Consider the following 17,271-nt stretch of genomic DNA (forward strand, 5'->3'; position numbering starts at 1 on the left):
TTTTATATTGTTAAAAATACCGGTCGCTTAGATCGGTATTTTTTATATCAGAGAATATAACAGGAACTATATTTGTATATTTCTAGTTACTCCTGTCCATACTTTTGTTATCCCTTAGCTGATCTTCTTCCAGTTCAGACAGTAACTTGCTGTCCTGTTTTAGAAGGTGAGTACTTAGGTCTACCTTTTCTCTATTGGTTTACATATTAGGCTAACCCTCTACTTGCAAGTTCACGGTCTACAGCACCTAACAGGATCTTAGAGGCTTTCTTATAGAGGCGTTTGTATTCGTGTCCACTTAGGGAATTATCGAGATCACTTTTATAGAGTTTTGCCTTGATTTCGTAATAATGGGCTTTCTCTTGAAGAGTAAGTAAGTCTTTACCCTTTGGTGCATCTCCCCTTAATACAGTACCTTCTTCCATTACAATCCCGCTCCTTTTCTAATAGACTCTACAAGTTTTTTAGCCCTTTGTACGGTTTTTTCTTCTAATTCAGTCTGTTTCATAACATCCTCTACTGACTTTCCTTCCATTAACAGTTCATAAGCGTCAAAGATGGATTGGACAATGCGGTTATCTTTTCCCTATAGAATTTAGCAAATGGATCTTTCACTAACTTCCCTCCCAAAAGTTTTTTTTCCGTCGCATATTTTTGAAATATCTTACCTCGAGGCAAATAGCCCCATGTTATATCGCCATACCTTCGTCTTTAAGGAGGGAATTTCACCCGCTCCTTTTCCGATTTCATTCCGATATACTTCCTCCATAATGGAACACTTGTTTTTATTTCCATTATAATCTGAGACCATTCGTTTATCTAGTTTTCATATACAGATTCTTTTACTGCGGTAAATTGTTCGTCTAAGCAATTTATCTGCGGTAAAGTGTACGTCTAGCAATAAGAAATTCCCCCAACAAAAAAACCTGGATAGTATAAAATTCTACACAGGTTTTCAATTTCCTCTTAGATTGTCAACAAGCCCTGTGGGGTGTTTTTCTTTTTGTCGGACATTATAGTAATCCAGCTTTGATGCCTAAACCAATTATTATTGTATTTATCAAATTCAAAAGTAATATGAATTTCTTCATCCTAAATTGTAAGGATAGCCATTCTTTTTATTTTCATTATCTACATAGGGTTCTAAATTGCCTGCCATTCTAATTTTTTGGCCTATTAATTTTATTTTTTGTTAAATATAACTGCCTTGATAGCTTAATGATGCCAACTAATCCTGCAGAAATGAATAAAAAAAATAGTACTGCCAATAGATATTTTTGATCACTAATACAAAAAGCGAGCTTAAGCATTATTTATTTCCTTCTTCATTTTCTAATAGCTTAAGGGAGTCGGGCTTTACTTCAGCTAATTATAACTCTAAATAATTTAAGGGCTTCTTGAAGGCTAAGCTGTTCCTAAAAAACGTTGGGTATTCTTCGGAATGCTACACGTTCTCCAGCATTATAGTATTACCTTTTATTATATTGAAAAAAAACGGGAGAGATCGTAAATGGAACTGTTATCTCCAATACATTCTTTTCTCAGTGAGCCGGTCCCAAAGCATACTCCCAACTCATTTCAATATAAAGATTTTTTTATCGAATTAATAGAGAATAAAAATTTAACTCCAACCAATTTCCGGCTTGCCATTGACCCACTTGGATTATCACGGAATTCTCTTTTTTTCAGCTACCTCAAGTAAGGATCATATATACTTTATCTACTTGTCCAAAGGGAATAAATGACTCGCTATCACCAATCGCTCTACTGTAAAATTGTCAATACCAGGTTGTTTTAACACCCCATCAACCCACTGATATCCTTGACTTGCTCTCCCAAACCTATATATACAAGGGGCTAGTTAACGAATATCCCCTAACTTCTTAATATCTAAACTCAACGCGAAATTCATTAAATGAATCGTTACAAATAGAAATCAATCCACGTGAATTGAGTTCGTCTAGATGATTTATTATTTGATCGTAATGTCGTTTAACTTCCTCCATAAACCCAGGTTTTTCGAATATAGTTCTCTTTTTGGTGGAGTTTTATCGTTTTTGTGGTTTAATTTAAAATAGAAAAGTAATTGAAATAATTAAAACTATTGGTTATAATTTATTTAAGATAAAATGCGAAGCACGCAAAAATCTCTTAGAGATTCTTGCGTGCTTTTTTTATTTTTGATTCATGCATATGCAGAATACACACAAAACACAACAGAATAAACCCAGTCACTGCGGAAAAGTGAGCCATATCCTGTTGTAATTTGTGTGTTATGTGCCAGCGTATGAATATTCAAAAATAGGTCAAAATTGATAATGAGGTGAAACTATGAAAACTAATGATTTTCAAATTAACAAGACAAAATTAAATGGAATGGAAATTGCTCAGGTAACAGGTTTAAGTTCAAGAAATATAACTCATTTGTTAAGTTTTTCAGAAGTACAACCATATCTAATTAAAGAATTTGATAATAATGGTCTGTCTAAATTATTTGTACATCCTGATGCTATCCCATTACTTCAATCAAAATATAAAGAGATAAAAGAATTATATAATTCCTATGCTTCTAACCCTCGTTACGTACATGCAAGGACAGCCGCCAAATTATTAAATAAGTCCTACAATGAAATCATTCACTCCATTAAATCTGGTACATGGGCTGATGATATCATATCTATTCCTAAAACTACCCCACCCGATCCAAGGCACAAAGATGCAACGGAACATTATTTTATTAAGAAAGAAGCAATTACTGAGAACAAATATAAAACACTTAAAGAAATTTCAGAAAGTAAGTTGATATCTATTAACACCTTAAAGAAATATTCTTCTGAAGGATTGTTGCCACAACCTGAACAGCTTCATGGAACTGCCCTATTTAATGAGGAACAAGTGTTAGCAGCAATACCCGGTTTAAAAGCTTTGAGTGCAAAATACTCTTATAGAAAAGAAGATTACTCGACGTTTCATCTATTAAGCAAAAAACAACAAGCCATTATTATGGAATACATTTCCTTTATTAAAAATGGTGGAATTATTGAATATAATGGTTATAAATCAAGAAAAATTTTGGCAAATGTACAAAAACGCACGAAAAAGATTATGGTACATTTATCATCCATCTTTTGCTTAATTATTTGCGGTCGATGCGGAATCCAAGAAGATATTATCGAAAATAATCGCAATTACGCTGAGGATTATCCAACTAATTTTAATCCAGATAAATTCGATATCTTCTCCATTAATAGAGATGACTTCTTATTCATAAATAGGCATAGAAAGGATACTACGTTAATCAACTACGGTCATTCGATAAGATCTTTTTATTACTATTTGTTACAGAAGGCAGAAGAAGAAGCTGTTATGGACGAGAAAAATTATCGACTATTTTTATCTTTTAACCTGCGAGTTAAAAACTTTTTAAAGCAATTCCCAACCAGCGATTATGAGATTAGGGAGGATGATATAAATAAACGTGTTAAGAGTTTCCTTACTCGTGAGCAAATGATTGAAGTCAAAGACTTAGTTTTAAGGAATCCTAGGTCTAGAGACCCTTTAAAAGAGGCCACTGTTTGGATGTTTTGTTGTAAAACAGGCGTTAGACCTGAGGAACTCCCCCACATCCGTATAGAACATTTTTTACTGGATGGTAACGGTTATTTAAAATTGAATGAACGTGGATGGGGTATCTTGGCTATACCCGCCTCAGTATCTAAAGGTGGGAAAAGCCCCTCACATAAAATTTACAAAACCCCTATCTGTCCTGAGACTGTTAAACAAATTAATTTCTATCTAAGTAGAGTTTATAAAAAACAAGGACCAATAAATGCAAAAGGACAAGGGTACTTATTTCGGCCAGATTACACATCCCCAGAGAGAAGTTACAAAATAGATGGTAGATTTACGTTTATCAAGGAACTCAAACCATTATTGTCCTTTTTGTCCTTAGACCAAAGAAGAGATTTCGAATTAAAAGCTTCCCGAAGAAGTATGAACAACCTAATTGATGGTTTTGATGTAGATCTTTCATCTTTCGGTATTACCAACCGTGTACAAAAAGTTGCTGCGGATTATCAGATGAGACATCGAGAGGGAGAAGATATTGGAGAAAAACACTATACTGCTTCTATTTCAGAGGATCAGTTTTATCAAGTACTTGATAAAACAATTAGTTTTCCCTGGAATATAGAGAAGTTAGACGCATGGGAGATAAAACATGGCTACAAAAAATTGAATTTAAATAGATCAGAGTCAATTGTTGTTCAATCAGCTAATAATGAAGTCACAAAACATGAAGAACGACTTAAATGGATTGATGAACGACTAAAAGAAATTCGTAGCCGTCCGAAAGAACTGAGTTTAACTGAATGGATTAGTGAAAGAAATAAACTTATCAACGAAAAGGGGTTTCTATCATCCATTTAGAAAGGAGTTAGATATAAATGAATGCAAACACAATGTTGTTTTACCAAAATAATACGTGGGGAGAATTCAAACTTCATAGGAATGAATATACTGGAAAGATACCTCGTGCGTTTGATATGGTTGACGACGAAATTTATCTTACTCCTATTGAAATTGCAGAGGTTTTGGAGGTAAATGAAGAAACAGTTCGAAGATGGTGCCGGCAAGGTAAACTTAAAGTAGTATCACCTACAGGTCGATATAAAATTTTAGGGGCAGACCTTAAAGAATTTTTATATCAGTGGTGGAGGAAAGATCTTATCAAATAGGTTATGGCTCTCCTATTTTTATTTATTATTAGGAGAGCCATTTTTTTCGTAATATTCAATAAGGTTGTTTATTTTTATAATTGCTTTATCTATTGTTTTTTTATTGCAATCGGATAAACTCTTTATGCTTAACTTATTTAACATTTTATTAATTTCTTTCTTCTCTTTTTTAGGATTGTATAACCTTATATCCTTTGGAAAAGAGCTTTTTATCAAGGAGATTAGGTTACCTTCATATCCACATGCACAGCTAAAAAAAGTGGTTATACTACACATATTTAATTTTTGTTGACAGTTAAGACAAGGAAATGCAATCAATTTATCTTGTTCATAATAAATATAATCAATTTTTTTTTCTTTAAAAAAAGCCAAAACAACATATTCCTGTCCCTTTACCATTAGGTTTCCCTTGCCCATCGAGGAGTAACTCTTGATTGTATCATAAATCTCTTAAAATCTTCACCCACTATTATGTATTTTTTTCCAAAACAGTAACATGAAAGTTTTCCTTCCCGGCACCATCGCCTAACACTCTCAGGATGCATTGAAGTCAATTGTGCAATATCTTCTATTCTTAAAACTGTATCATCAGGCACATCAAAAATGGAGTGTAAATTATTCTTATTATTTATAAGCATATTCTTTCCCCCTTATTCTAGAATTCCCAACATTATACATTTTGCACATATTTGACTATATATAAACATTATCAAGAAAACTAATATAATCCTGTCAGAGCATGTTGGGTTACTATTAGAACTTGATCTTATCTTTAATATCACTAGTAAAGTTCCTTAATTGTACAAGTGACATAAAACAACCCGCTCCTTTACTCAAGTGAGTAAAGAAGCGGGTCCTTTGATTTATATATCATTATGAAACAAATTTTTCTAGTAATGATTAGAAGAACCGGGGATTAAATGTTAAGATTTGCGCTGGAGCACTTTAGGGCAACACACTTTTTGTGAATTATATTATTTGATTCAATTATAACTCAAAGAAATATTATCCTTATTTAACAACTGAAAAAGTTCTTGTGCTCGAGTGATATTGACCTTTCTTCCACCTCTACTTTCATTGTAATCGTGACTATTTAAGGGAGCTACAATATCAAGAATTTCAAGGAAGTTTATTATTCTAAATCCCCTCCTATCCTTTATTTTCAGCTCCATTTGTAAATTTCTTTCTGAGGCCCATTTACGATTAATAATATGCAATAATACTTTGATTAAATCTCCCTTATCGTTTGCACTTAATGCAGCTTTTGAGTACGCATATTCCAATAAAAACTGATTTATATTTGTATCTTTTCCGGCGGTATCCTTTATAGGTGATTTTTTTTGTTTTGAATCTGTGGTAGGTATTATTAAATAGTTATCATGATCTTCCAAAATTTTTTCTATTTTTAAAGACTGGGCTCTTTGAACATTATGTAAATTTGTATAAAATTTCAAAAATAACAGTCCTCTTTTTAGTATATCATTGGCAATGTCAACTTTTTTTCCTTTAGTTTGATCTTCAATTTGTTCGAGCATTTCATGAAACTCAATCTCAATATTTAATCTGAGAGGTTTTTTTATATACTTTTTTTCCTCATAATGAGGAAGAATATTTTCCTTTAGGTACCTGTGATATTTATTTCTTTCATCTTCATTATTTACCAATACCTTTAGTAAATCATTAAAATTACCCTCCTTGATCATTTCTAATTCCTTAAGGGATAATTTATATAATTCTCGAGTGGTATTATAACTTTTAAATAAATTGTGAAATACTTTTTCTAAACCTTTGCAGTCGTTTGTAAATATTTTATGATAATACTCAAATGTAGTTCCAGGATACTCCTTAGATAATTCTAAAATTCGGTCCTCAGCTTTGGAAGTTGTACTTCCAATTTTAACTACTCCACGAGCATCTGCAAAATATACAAACCCAGTTTGTTTATTCATATCCTCCACCACCCCCACCTTTATTTGCTATCATTGTTACCATTTATATAAATTTTATTCATTTAAAATCTCATTTTTTTATATAAAACTATAAAGCAAGAGGACTTAAACCGATCTCAAGATTCCTGTTTCCGAAAACTAGAAGGAGTACTGGGTTTGTCTATAATCTTAATAAAATTCAAAGATAATTTTTAATAATAGTACGTCTAGATTTCCTCTTCTGGTGGACACTTTCCGTGGTCAGAGCCGAAACAGTCATATGGTTAGCTACACCAACCCTAATTTTTCTTATTCCTCAAACCTCCCAAATAAGAAAAAAGGATTGCGGCAGCAATTCATTCTTGCATTCTTGCATTCTTGCATTCTTGTGCGTTAGCCATCCATAAATCGCAAAACCGGCAATACTCTCTTATTTAAATAAATCCGGGTTAGTAAATGACATAGAAAATCCTTCAGTAAAACCGGAATCACCTTCTTCTGCAAATTTTTTTTCAAATTCTAAAACTAACCTTTCCAAAAAAGCTACATATCTTCCGGACACTCTTAGTATATCTTCACTCCTTAACACCGGAATGTTACGAAAAACTTCTTTCATTTTATCTGTTAATGTAACCTGTTTCTCTTCCAATATTTATTGCTTCAGGAGCACCTTCAACCTTACATTGTCATTTTGCAACCTTAATCGTTGAGTAATCGCTCTTGGTATTTCTTCTAAAAAAAAGAAATGACCTACCCTGCACGCCAAATGTTAAGGTAGGTCATTTCTATCGCTCATTTTGGTTGCTGCTCATCAGCAGCTTGCTGTACAGAGTCTTCGGTGCCAGCCGAAGGCTCTTTTTTAATATATTCTTTACACCTGAATTATAAACCCTTCTCAAGAGAAAAGTAAAAGATTCACAATTATTAACACATCTATTGCCCAAAAGATATGAACAATGCACCCGCTACACAGTAGCAGAGTGCATTGTTCTTCTATCTTAATACTGACATTTTTATTATCCAAATTTTTGATAAACGACATAATATCATCTGAAATAATTTCTTTAGATATGTCTAGTAAGGCTCTGGTTCAGTATGTAAAGGTTTTTTTTGGTGGTTCGAACCCTTAAATCATTGATTTTCTTTAATAAGGTTTTTTCTTCTTCACTTGGTTTTTGTTTTTGGTACCACTCTTCCCTTTCATTAATGTTTCGCAATGTCTACACCTATAATCAGTGTTTGAGAAGTGATTTGAGCAATCTTCTTATTTTGGTTATAATTCATTTTAAAGCCTCCTGGTATATGGGTTTCGTTCTTTTCGGTGGCCAGCTTCAGGACACTCTCATTCTACCAAGAGGGTATTTTTTTGTTCAAACTCCATTTTCATTCATTACAGGAATGCTGCCCCGTTAGTCAAATAAGGAATTCAATAAAAAAGGCCGCTAATCCTTCCTTGATCAACGCAGCCGTTAGTTAAATAAGAAAAGGGACGATTATTCCACAATCGCTCCCTTTAATGGAATAAAATGAATGAGGTTTTATTTGCTCGTTTTGAGATAATTCAGTCTCATAATTTGTTAAGGTAGGTTCAACATAAGAATATTAAGGTTCTTTAAAATTTTTTCTCTTAGCTAGTGAGAGTAATCTTCTAACTATCTTCTCGAAATCCTTCATACTCCTGGTATCATTTATATTCAAGTAATTTGAAATTAATTTGCTCAAAGGCTCCATATAGTGTCTAACAATCACATAGTTAATATGGTTAATATAGTTACTATCATTTCTAAGTTTATTGTTAACGTAGTCTAGAAAATTTGTTCCGTCCTCATCGTAATGAATCATATTTCTTAATTCCACGCATTCATCTTTTATCTCTCTGTCAAAATCGCTTACTAACTTTGAAAAGCTAAAATTACATTCTTTATCCACTTGGTTAAAAATATCCGATATAAAACTTTGCATATTTTTCAAGTTATCCATAACTTCATCGGCTTTAATTGATAATAACCTCAACAATATATAATTCTCAAATTGGAGACTATTAGCACCGGGCATTCCATTATAGAGCCAAACACAAGTCGAGGCTTCTTGAAGACTAATTACTAATCTTGTTAAAAGGACATTTTGATTTGGCTCTTTAGTAAAAAATTGGTTGCTATGAATATCCTTCTCTATATAAGGTTTATCATCGCTGTATATAAATAATGGGATATCTGGAAGAGGTAAAGAGTGATTTGATTTTTCTATCAGTTTTTCCAGCACTATTGCAATTGTCTCTCCAACTAGTTTTGCAAAATTGTATACATTTGTACCGCTTTCTCTAGGGTTTTCAGTTAAAAACTGTGTGTCTTTAAATATGTAAGTGCTGTATATTGTACTCCCAACTAGTTGCTCTCCATCTAAATAAAACCCTATATTATCTATGTCATTTCCAAATTGATTAATATGCTGATCTATTATTCGCTGATACACATTAAAGTTATTTTTCTTTTCATACAACTTTACACGGTGACGTATTTTCTTAATATTAGGGTCCAAATCAATAGAATTCCCTAAAATTTCTTTATTGATTTGGTAAATCATTAAACATATATCTCTCAGTAAAGGATAAACTGGAATTGCTGAAAACTTTTTATTGTTTTTTAAATTTATTAATCCTGCCATTCCTATTAGATCGTAATAAGCAGTGTATATTGCAGACATAATCACCCTACCTTAGACAGAAATTTGCTTTGGATTCATACAACATAACCAATATATCGTATTTATTTAAAAAAATACGAAGTCCTGTTACTCCATTTAATGTCCCGATTGTGAAACAAGTTAAAAATTTTCTTCAACTAACACTGCCCCGTTGTTTAATAAGAAATTCAACAAAAAGGGTCCTAATTCCTTCAAAGTAATAACGTTTGAATTGTCTTACAAAACAAAAGGACCAAATCGCCGGCATAGCAATTTGGTCCACAAAACCAATAACATTTTTATATACAACAAACATTACTTGAGTAATCACTCTCTATTCGGACCTGGATGGTTCGGTCCTGTATATACATAATATCAAGGTCATTAAGAAAAAATTTTTTTAATTAGTTATTGTACTTTCAACACATTGCCATTAATATCGGTCCATCCTTCTACAAGACCGTTTGCATCAAAGTTTATGAATGCTGTCCCGCCATACCACCAAGTCTCACCACCTAAAGGCATTTTACTAAGGCTGGATGGCGTACCCATTACTTTTTTCACATGTTCTTTAGTGGAACCTTGTGTAATCGCACCATTTGGGTTATTCCTAGATCCATCTTCTTTTGATTGTTCCACAATAGGTTCTTCACTTTCTGATTGAACTGCTGCCAATGCTTTTTCCGTTTTTTCTTTGTACTCATTATAATCCGATTGCAACAAGTCTTTTTCGTAATTCACTGCTTTTAAGTCATCTTCTTTTTTGATCAGAGTATTCTCAGAGTTATCTAATTTTGTTTGAATTTCTGCAGCTATTTTTTGGGTGTACGTGTATTGGTTATACCCCCACAGTAAGATTACCAACATGGCTATATTAAGTCCCAGAGAAAGGAATGTCCATTTTTTCAAATGCTTTTGTTTTGATGGAATCCTCTCTTCACTCACTGTCTTTTTATTTGGTGGCACTTCTACAGTTTCATAATTATTAACCGGGCTATTAATCTTGGAGTAATTAAATAGAAAATCATTATACCTTTTTCTTTTCTCTTCATTGGATAATATTACATAAGCTTCTTTTACTAACTTAAAGTGTTCTGTATCTCCTGTTTTACTATCCGGATGAGTTTCTTTTACTTTTGTCCTATAAGCTTCTTTAATTTCATCACCAGTAGCTAAATAAGAAACCCTTAACACATCATAGTAATCAATAATTTTTTCCATATAAACACTCCAAGATAAGATTGTATAAAACAAGTATAAATAAGATTTCAAATAGTTTCCATATTTTATTCCAAAAGGAAAATGACCTACTTCTTGAGACGTGGATTTATTGTGGTAACAGGGATATTTAGCTGAATAAATCATTCAATCATTTGGAATAAAACGCTATAATTGTACAAAAGTGAAAGTATCATAGGGGGAAGCATATTTTGGGTGATTTTTCACCTTTTTGTTTAAATGTTTATTTAACTATAAGTATTTGCTCATTTCGCCTTTAACTACCATGAAAATTAAATTCTCCAATTATGAAAAATAGGCTAAGGAAATTAGACCCATATAATTCGTTAAAAAAAATATGAGCTACAAAATGGTCAATTAAAAGTTGAATTGACTGGGTTAAAAACTAGTATCCCCCAAAAACAGTAAATATTCATTCTTGGTGATTAAGCGATGGTATTTACCCTTTTCATGGATGGTGATATATTTGGCTGTTTAGTTTTATTCCTTTTTGTGTTAAAGCACCCGTTAGTTTAATAACCATTTATTGTGAATTGATATACGTTAAAGACAAACCACAAAAAAAGAAGAAAATGTGCTACTAAGTTCAGTATGATTGATGATTTTTTGTATAGCCTTTTTTTAAAATAAATTAAAATAAATAGTAAGAAAAGAAATTGTATCAAGAACATTGGGATACTGATAACAAGAAAAAGCATAAATTCCTCAGCTTCGGTTATAATGTACCCTTTACTCTCGTCAAGCCTACTTAGTGCAACAATAATTTCAGCGATTTTAGTAGAAACCCATATAAAGCAGAAGTTTATAATGAAAAATAAAACCCCTATTGTTTTGCGAAATTTATTCAAAGCATTGCCCCCTTTGGAACATTAAATATCTCATTTTGAAATCGCTTTTCTATTTGATTCTTCTTGCACTAAACTGCACCGTTAGCACAAAAAGAAAAGAGATCGCAGTAGCCGCTCAGAGTTTAACTCCAGCAACCGACTTATTTTTAGAACCTTTTTTAGCACAGTATTTAGTATGTGTCTTTTGTCTAGCAGGCTCTTGCTAATTTAGATGTTATTTATGGTGCTAATTGGCTTGTTAATTCAATAAAAATCATTAATATATTAATAAAAAAAAGGAGATCTTATTCCTACGCGAATTCGACCTCCAATTAATGTGTTATTTTAAGTTTTGCACCTTTGAACCGAACCGTTAGGGAAAACTTAAGGATTCTCCCTTTACTCCTGGTACATAGCGAGGATGCCATTGACTCATAAGGTTCTGGTCCCATGCACCAATCTTTTTGGAATCAGAAGCAAGTTTAAGACGGCTAAGGCAGTCGTTAATGAGGGATTTTGCGAAACTCCCCTTGTGCACATAAGAAAGCCGAAACCGAAGTAATAACTAGCTTAGTTCATGTTCGGTTCTGGGTACGGTTGCTGAAATCCTATCGTCCTGTTCCAGCTGAGTTGCTCCACTGGGTGGAATATGCCGCAATTGTGACACAGTGAAAATTGCAACACCAATCAACATGATTGCACTTACTGCCGCGACTGTATTCATCCCACTGGTGAAAGCTTCCCTAGCGATGGCGAGAAGTTCCGTACCCAGTGGATCAGAGAGTTTTTGGGCTGCTTCCGTAGCGCCTACCAGGGTGTCACGAGCAGCCCCGGCCGCCATAGGTGGAGTATCAACTGGAATGTAGTCAGCAATCTGGTTACGGTACACAGCTGTTCCGACGCTTCCCAGTACAGCAAGTCCGAGTGCGAAACCAAATTCGGCGCTTGTCTGAGACATCCCACCTGCTAATCCTGCTTTCTCAGGTGGAGCTGAACCAATTATCATATTAGTAGACAGGGTCATTATTGGTCCACCCCCGAAGTTGGTAAGAGCATAACCTGTCACTAATATTGCAAACCCTGAGGCTTCATTAACCTGGGTAAGTAAAAAGAGACCCGTCACCGAGACCGCTAATCCTGCCCCAATTAAGTAAGCAGGTCGTATTCGACGTGCTAGGAGTGGGGACATCATGAAACTAATAATTTGTGCTGCTACTGTGGGCAGCATCCAGATGGCTGTTCTCAATGGTGTCAGTCCCTCAACCAGCTGGAGATATTGAGTGACCAGCAACATAATCACACCCATCAGCATGGGAACGAACAACTGGCCTCCTAAAGCAGTACTTATCGCACGGCTGGAAAACAGGCGCAAGTCCAACAATGGATCATTCAGTGCTCGCTGTCGTCGTATGAATATCACACTAACAATTAAGCCGAATATAATCGCTACGATATTCAACATTTGCAAGCCGTCCTTTGACAGTTCTTTAATTCCATATATGATTGGAAGGATAGCAGCCAGAGACAGGAACACACTTGCTAGGTCGATACGGCCGGCATTAGTGTCACGATACTCTGGTAATAGGAACGGCCCAAGTAGAAGTAACAGCACCATCGCCGGTATACCCAGTAAGAATACTGATCCCCACCAGAAATTTTCCAGCATTACTCCACCAACTAATGGACCGATGGCAGCTCCAACCATGGCACCGACCATCCAAATACTGATGGCTACACCACGTTGATTGGGATTGACAAACATGTTACTGATCAATGACAAGGTGGAGGGGGCCAGAGTAGCTCCGGCAACCCCTAGCAAAGCACGGGCTCCAATCAACATTTCAGGACTTGTGGAGAATGCGGCTACCAGTGAACTAATTCCGAATGTTGCCGCACCGATTAAAAGTAGTTTACGACGACCGATACGATCCCCCAGAGTTCCCATCGTAATCAAAAACCCGGCTACCATGAACACGTATATGTCCATAATCCACAACTGTTCAACACTACTGGCACCCAGGTCTGCACTCAAATATGGTAGCGCCAAAACCAACACGAAGAGATCAATTGCAACAAGCAGGGATGCCAGAACCAATACCGCTAGCCCGATCCACTCTCGTATGCCCACCTGCTGGTTAGACCCGGTCATAGTATTCGTCATCAATTTTTCTCCACTGTTGACTCTTTCTGTAGATACTCGCCCAGTTTGTCTAGCATGATATTGGTGCCGTGTTCACGCTGGGCTGTCGTATCATGGCCGTCGAGGAAGACTCCTTGCTCGGTATAGATGAGCTGAGTGCCAGCTTCTGCATGCTTGAACTCTACCGTGGTCACGGATACCGATATACGTGTTTCATCAAGATCCATCGTATAGGAATAGACAATACGCTGATCCGGAACAATCTCCTGAAAGCAAGCATCAAAGGTAAAGACTGGTCCCCCTTTGGGACCACCTTGATTGTACTCACGTCCGCCAACTCGAAAGTCGAATTCGTCAGCCTTCGGAAACCACTTTGCCTTGGCTAAGGGATCGGCCCAGGCGGCGAACACTCGTTCAGGTAGAGCATTATAGGTCTTTTCAATGACAAAAGTGTCGTGTGTTGCAAAGCGTTTGTTCATTCTTTATTCCTCCCTTTAGGTTGGTTCAATTGAATGCTTGTCGAGAAAGTCGCCAAGCTTGTCGAAGTGGTGATCCATACTTGATCGTCGTTCAGTAAAAAACTTTTCATGGCTCTTTTTCATCATGCTTAATAATTTTGTGAAATTCTCAACCGACAACGGCTCTTCCATTTCCATCAGACTCGATACATTTTGTAATTCTTTTAAAAGCTTCTGTTGAATTCTGATATGTTCTCTAAGTCGATCGATTTGAAGCGATACAATTTCGAATGGATTGTAATTGTTATCAGCTATAATCGATTTAACTTCATCGAGTGATAAACCTAGTTCCTTTAATGCGAGTATTTGTTGTAGACGCGTAAGGTCAGATTCGTTATACAACCTGTATCCTGTATTAGAATATCCAGATGGAGAATACAAGCCTATTTGATCATAATACCGCAATGTTCGAACGGTTAACCCTGTTAATTTGGCAAGTTCCCCAACTTTCCAATATTTCTTACCTGCAATGATCATCCCCTCATTTCGCGCGACTATTAATTACCGGTGGCTTTAATATAAACCATTACGTGACGTAATGGTCAAGTTAATATATAAATTTTATTTTAAAGAGATAAAAAGTATAGAAGGGATCCTAAATCTTATCGGAGTCCCATCCCCCATAGAACACCCTTATTTTTCTTAAGATTATCACATACAGCTGCTGAGTATTTATTTTCGACTGCACATCGATATTGGCATATAAAAAAGCAAAAACCCGCCATATTTTGGCGAGTTTCCATTGTCTATGAACCTGTCCTTATTCAACTTAAGCCAATTGTGGAATAATGAAAAATCCAAAAAAGCTTTCACTTTTTTTCTATTCTTTAGTCCTCTAATTTGTTCCATACCTTTTAGCTGCTCTAGTACGAGCACGCTCAGCTTCGACCTCACGATTCCGTGGCTCGGTACTCGTTACCAGTATGTTCAATAGTTCTCTAGAAACCATTGCAATCTCATTGACTGCACGAATAAAAGCTTCCTCATTCGCCTTTGAGGGCTTGTTATAACCCGTTATCTTTCTGACGTACTAAAGAGATGCTGCATGAATCTCTTCTTCGGTAGCTGGTGGGTCGAAATTAAATAATGTACTGATGTTGGACTAGTTGGTTGTACTTTCACTAAACTACCCCGATTGTACAATAAGGCATTTTAGATAAGGTGCTTAATCCCTATTTTTTCAAGCACTTGTTAGCTGTAACATTAAATGTTTTGCTTGTGGTCAGAATCTTTTAGACGATTACCACCTTTGATAATAATTGAAACTAGGAGTGCTATTATGATGATATAGAAAATTAATCCAATATCAGATAAATAAATCCCTTGTAAATGTGAATTTAACCAACTAACAAAAATAATAAAAGCTATAAAGTTTAATATTATGGTTGCCGACCATACCACTTTCTTTATAGGTTTGTTTTTTATGCGAATATCCATTAAAAAACTAATAATTTCGAAGGGAACTGACCAAATCATTATGCAAAAGGAAAAGACTAATACGGATGTCCAACTAACAATTTTAATTTCCAAGAAGGAAACAAGACTAAGGAAAAATAGGATACTGCATAACACTCCTAAATAAAAAGCGATAATTATAACAGCAATGAATATTATACCTATAATATTCTCAGATTGTCGACAAAAGGCCGGGAGAGGGCACCCTCTCCCGGCCTTTTGTCATTTTCGTGGAAATTTTTAAGGTTATGCGAGGATAATTATCCCCAGGATCTTACTCTTCGAGTATTCTTATGCAACTTGCCATGTCCAATTGGCCAGTTTCTTCAAATTCATTGCAGCAAAAGTAAGCATCGCCTGCATGGACAATTTTTTAAGGCCTCGTAAGGTTGTCCACCGCATACCATGCTTTTCTTTCGCGTCTGCAAAGACCCGTTCAATCGTTTCTTTCCGTTTGGCGTATATCTGTTTTATCTCATCCGTGTGTCGCAAATGTTCTGCCTCTTCCAAGTACGGCTCCCAAATATGACGCTGAATGAGCTTTTGATGGTTTTTACTTTCTGTACACTTTGATAGGAATGGGCAGGAAGCACAAATCGCTGGGTTTGACTTATACTGGCGATACCCTTCCTTCGTTGTTGTCGTGTACTTTAATTCCTGCCCTTGCGGGCAGAGATAGCAATTGTAATACTCATCATAAACATAGTCATGCTTTCGGAAGAACCCATCTTTCGTTTTTGGACGGGTGTAAGGAAGGGCAGGCAACATCTGATTTTCCAATAGAAAATTCGTGATCGCGGGCGTTTTATAGGCTGCATCGGCTGCGACAGCAAGTGGCTTCTTCACCTTTTCAATTATCTTCTCGACAAGTGGCTGTAAGATATGGCTGTCATGTATGTTGCCCGGAGTGACGATGGTCCCCAACACAAATCCTTTTTCATCCGTGGCGGCATGAAACGAATAGGCAAATTGTTTCGTTCGCTCATCCTTTACATAATAGCCACTTTCAGGGTCTGTCGTACTTTCCTTGATTTCCTTCCATTCCTCTTTTTCAAATTTCTCGGGAGGAAATGGCTTTTTCCCGTGTTTCTCCCGATCTAAATTAAGCTCCAATTGAAGCTTTTCTTCATAGGCGCGGGTTTCCTTTCGAACGAGTTTTTTGTCGTACTTGCGTTTATTGGCACTCGCTTTTACATGTGTGGAATCCACAAATACATGTTCAGGAGACAACAACCCCCTATCCATAATCTCCTTCAAGATCCGATAGAAGATCCGTTCAAACACATCGGAATCATAAAAGCGGCGCTCGTAATTTTTACCGAAGGTAGAGAAGTGCGGGACTTCTGTGTAGAAACCAAACCCTAAAAAACCACCGGTATGCCATGTTGGTCTCAATCTCTTTAATGGTTTGGCGCATGGAACGTATGCCAAATATGTATTGTATAAAAGTTATTTTAAAGAGAACGACTGGATCAATACTGGGCCGACCAACTCCAGAATACAAGTGCTCTACCATAGGATAGATGAATGAAAAATCAATGGCCGATTCCAATTTGCGTACTAAATGATTTTCAGGAACCAATTGATCGATGGTTAGCATTTCCAGTTGTTCACGTTCATTGGCTTGATTTTTAGTCATCATGACAGGTCACCTCATACATAGTGTTCTTATATTAAGGAAATTTTAGTTGATTGGAACGTAGGGTGGCGACTCCTGCGGGAGTAGCGGGATAGTCGAGACCCTGG

12 protein-coding genes and 2 pseudogenes are annotated in these 17,271 nt (G+C 35.7%); 2 read left to right on the top strand and 12 right to left on the bottom strand.

Annotated features, from left to right (window positions below):
- Positions 1–206: 206 nt before the first annotated feature.
- Positions 207–425, bottom strand: coding sequence for a hypothetical protein (locus tag RB160_RS15620; RefSeq protein ID WP_316571353.1), 219 nt, complete (start codon positions 423–425; stop codon positions 207–209).
- 1,906 nt (positions 426–2,331) lie between these two features.
- Between RB160_RS15620 and RB160_RS15625 the strand changes: the two genes are divergently transcribed.
- Both RB160_RS15625 and RB160_RS15630 read left to right on the top strand, forming a co-directional pair.
- Positions 2,332–4,428: a hypothetical protein gene (locus tag RB160_RS15625; protein WP_316571354.1), complete on the top strand. Its 2,097-nt coding sequence runs from the start codon at positions 2,332–2,334 to the stop codon at positions 4,426–4,428.
- 17 nt (positions 4,429–4,445) lie between these two features.
- Positions 4,446–4,736 (top strand): helix-turn-helix domain-containing protein, encoded by a 291-nt coding sequence (locus RB160_RS15630; protein WP_316571355.1) that lies wholly within the window; start codon positions 4,446–4,448, stop codon positions 4,734–4,736.
- Between the two features lie 18 nt (positions 4,737–4,754).
- Here RB160_RS15630 and RB160_RS15635 read toward each other — a convergent pair whose 3' ends face one another.
- The 11 genes and pseudogenes from RB160_RS15635 to RB160_RS15685 all read right to left on the bottom strand — a co-directional run bounded on the left by RB160_RS15635 (position 4,755) and on the right by RB160_RS15685 (position 17,167).
- Positions 4,755–5,153, bottom strand: a complete 399-nt coding sequence (locus RB160_RS15635; RefSeq protein ID WP_316571356.1) for a hypothetical protein — start codon at positions 5,151–5,153, stop codon at positions 4,755–4,757.
- The gene (locus RB160_RS15640; RefSeq protein WP_316571357.1) at positions 5,135–5,374 is read right to left on the bottom strand and encodes a helix-turn-helix domain-containing protein; all 240 of its coding nucleotides are present in this window, start codon (positions 5,372–5,374) and stop codon (positions 5,135–5,137) included. The genes RB160_RS15635 and RB160_RS15640 overlap by 19 nt, the downstream gene beginning before the upstream one ends.
- A 345-nt stretch (positions 5,375–5,719) precedes the next feature.
- Positions 5,720–6,685 carry a GIY-YIG nuclease family protein gene (locus RB160_RS15645; RefSeq protein WP_316571358.1) on the bottom strand — a complete coding sequence of 322 codons (966 nt, stop codon included), beginning with the start codon at positions 6,683–6,685 and terminating at the stop codon, positions 5,720–5,722.
- 409 nt (positions 6,686–7,094) lie between these two features.
- Entirely contained in the window at positions 7,095–7,313 is a 219-nt protein-coding gene (locus RB160_RS15650; protein ID WP_316571359.1) for a hypothetical protein, read from the bottom strand.
- A gap of 953 nt (positions 7,314–8,266) precedes the next feature.
- Complete coding sequence (locus RB160_RS15655) at positions 8,267–9,367, bottom strand: DNA polymerase III subunit gamma/tau (RefSeq protein WP_316571360.1); 1,101 nt, start codon at positions 9,365–9,367, stop codon at positions 8,267–8,269.
- Positions 9,368–9,754: 387 nt separating this feature from the next.
- Complete coding sequence (locus RB160_RS15660; RefSeq protein WP_316571361.1) at positions 9,755–10,567, bottom strand: DnaJ domain-containing protein; 813 nt, start codon at positions 10,565–10,567, stop codon at positions 9,755–9,757.
- Between the two features lie 1,410 nt (positions 10,568–11,977).
- A complete protein-coding gene (locus RB160_RS15665) occupies positions 11,978–13,573 on the bottom strand; it encodes an MFS transporter (RefSeq protein WP_316571362.1) in 1,596 nt (531 codons plus the stop codon).
- Positions 13,573–14,031, bottom strand: coding sequence for an SRPBCC family protein (locus RB160_RS15670; RefSeq protein ID WP_316571363.1), 459 nt, complete (start codon positions 14,029–14,031; stop codon positions 13,573–13,575). The genes RB160_RS15665 and RB160_RS15670 overlap by 1 nt, the downstream gene beginning before the upstream one ends.
- A 15-nt stretch (positions 14,032–14,046) precedes the next feature.
- A complete protein-coding gene (locus tag RB160_RS15675; protein ID WP_316571364.1) occupies positions 14,047–14,547 on the bottom strand; it encodes a MerR family transcriptional regulator in 501 nt (166 codons plus the stop codon).
- Positions 14,548–14,905: 358 nt separating this feature from the next.
- Positions 14,906–15,166 (bottom strand): annotated as a pseudogene (locus RB160_RS15680) (DUF2277 domain-containing protein).
- A 650-nt stretch (positions 15,167–15,816) separates the two neighbouring features.
- Positions 15,817–17,167 (bottom strand): annotated as a pseudogene (locus tag RB160_RS15685) (IS1182 family transposase).
- Positions 17,168–17,271: the final 104 nt, after the last annotated feature.

This window comes from Neobacillus sp. YIM B06451 (assembly GCF_032667185.1).
In the GTDB taxonomy this organism is placed as follows: Bacteria; Bacillota; Bacilli; order Bacillales; family Cytobacillaceae; genus Bacillus_D.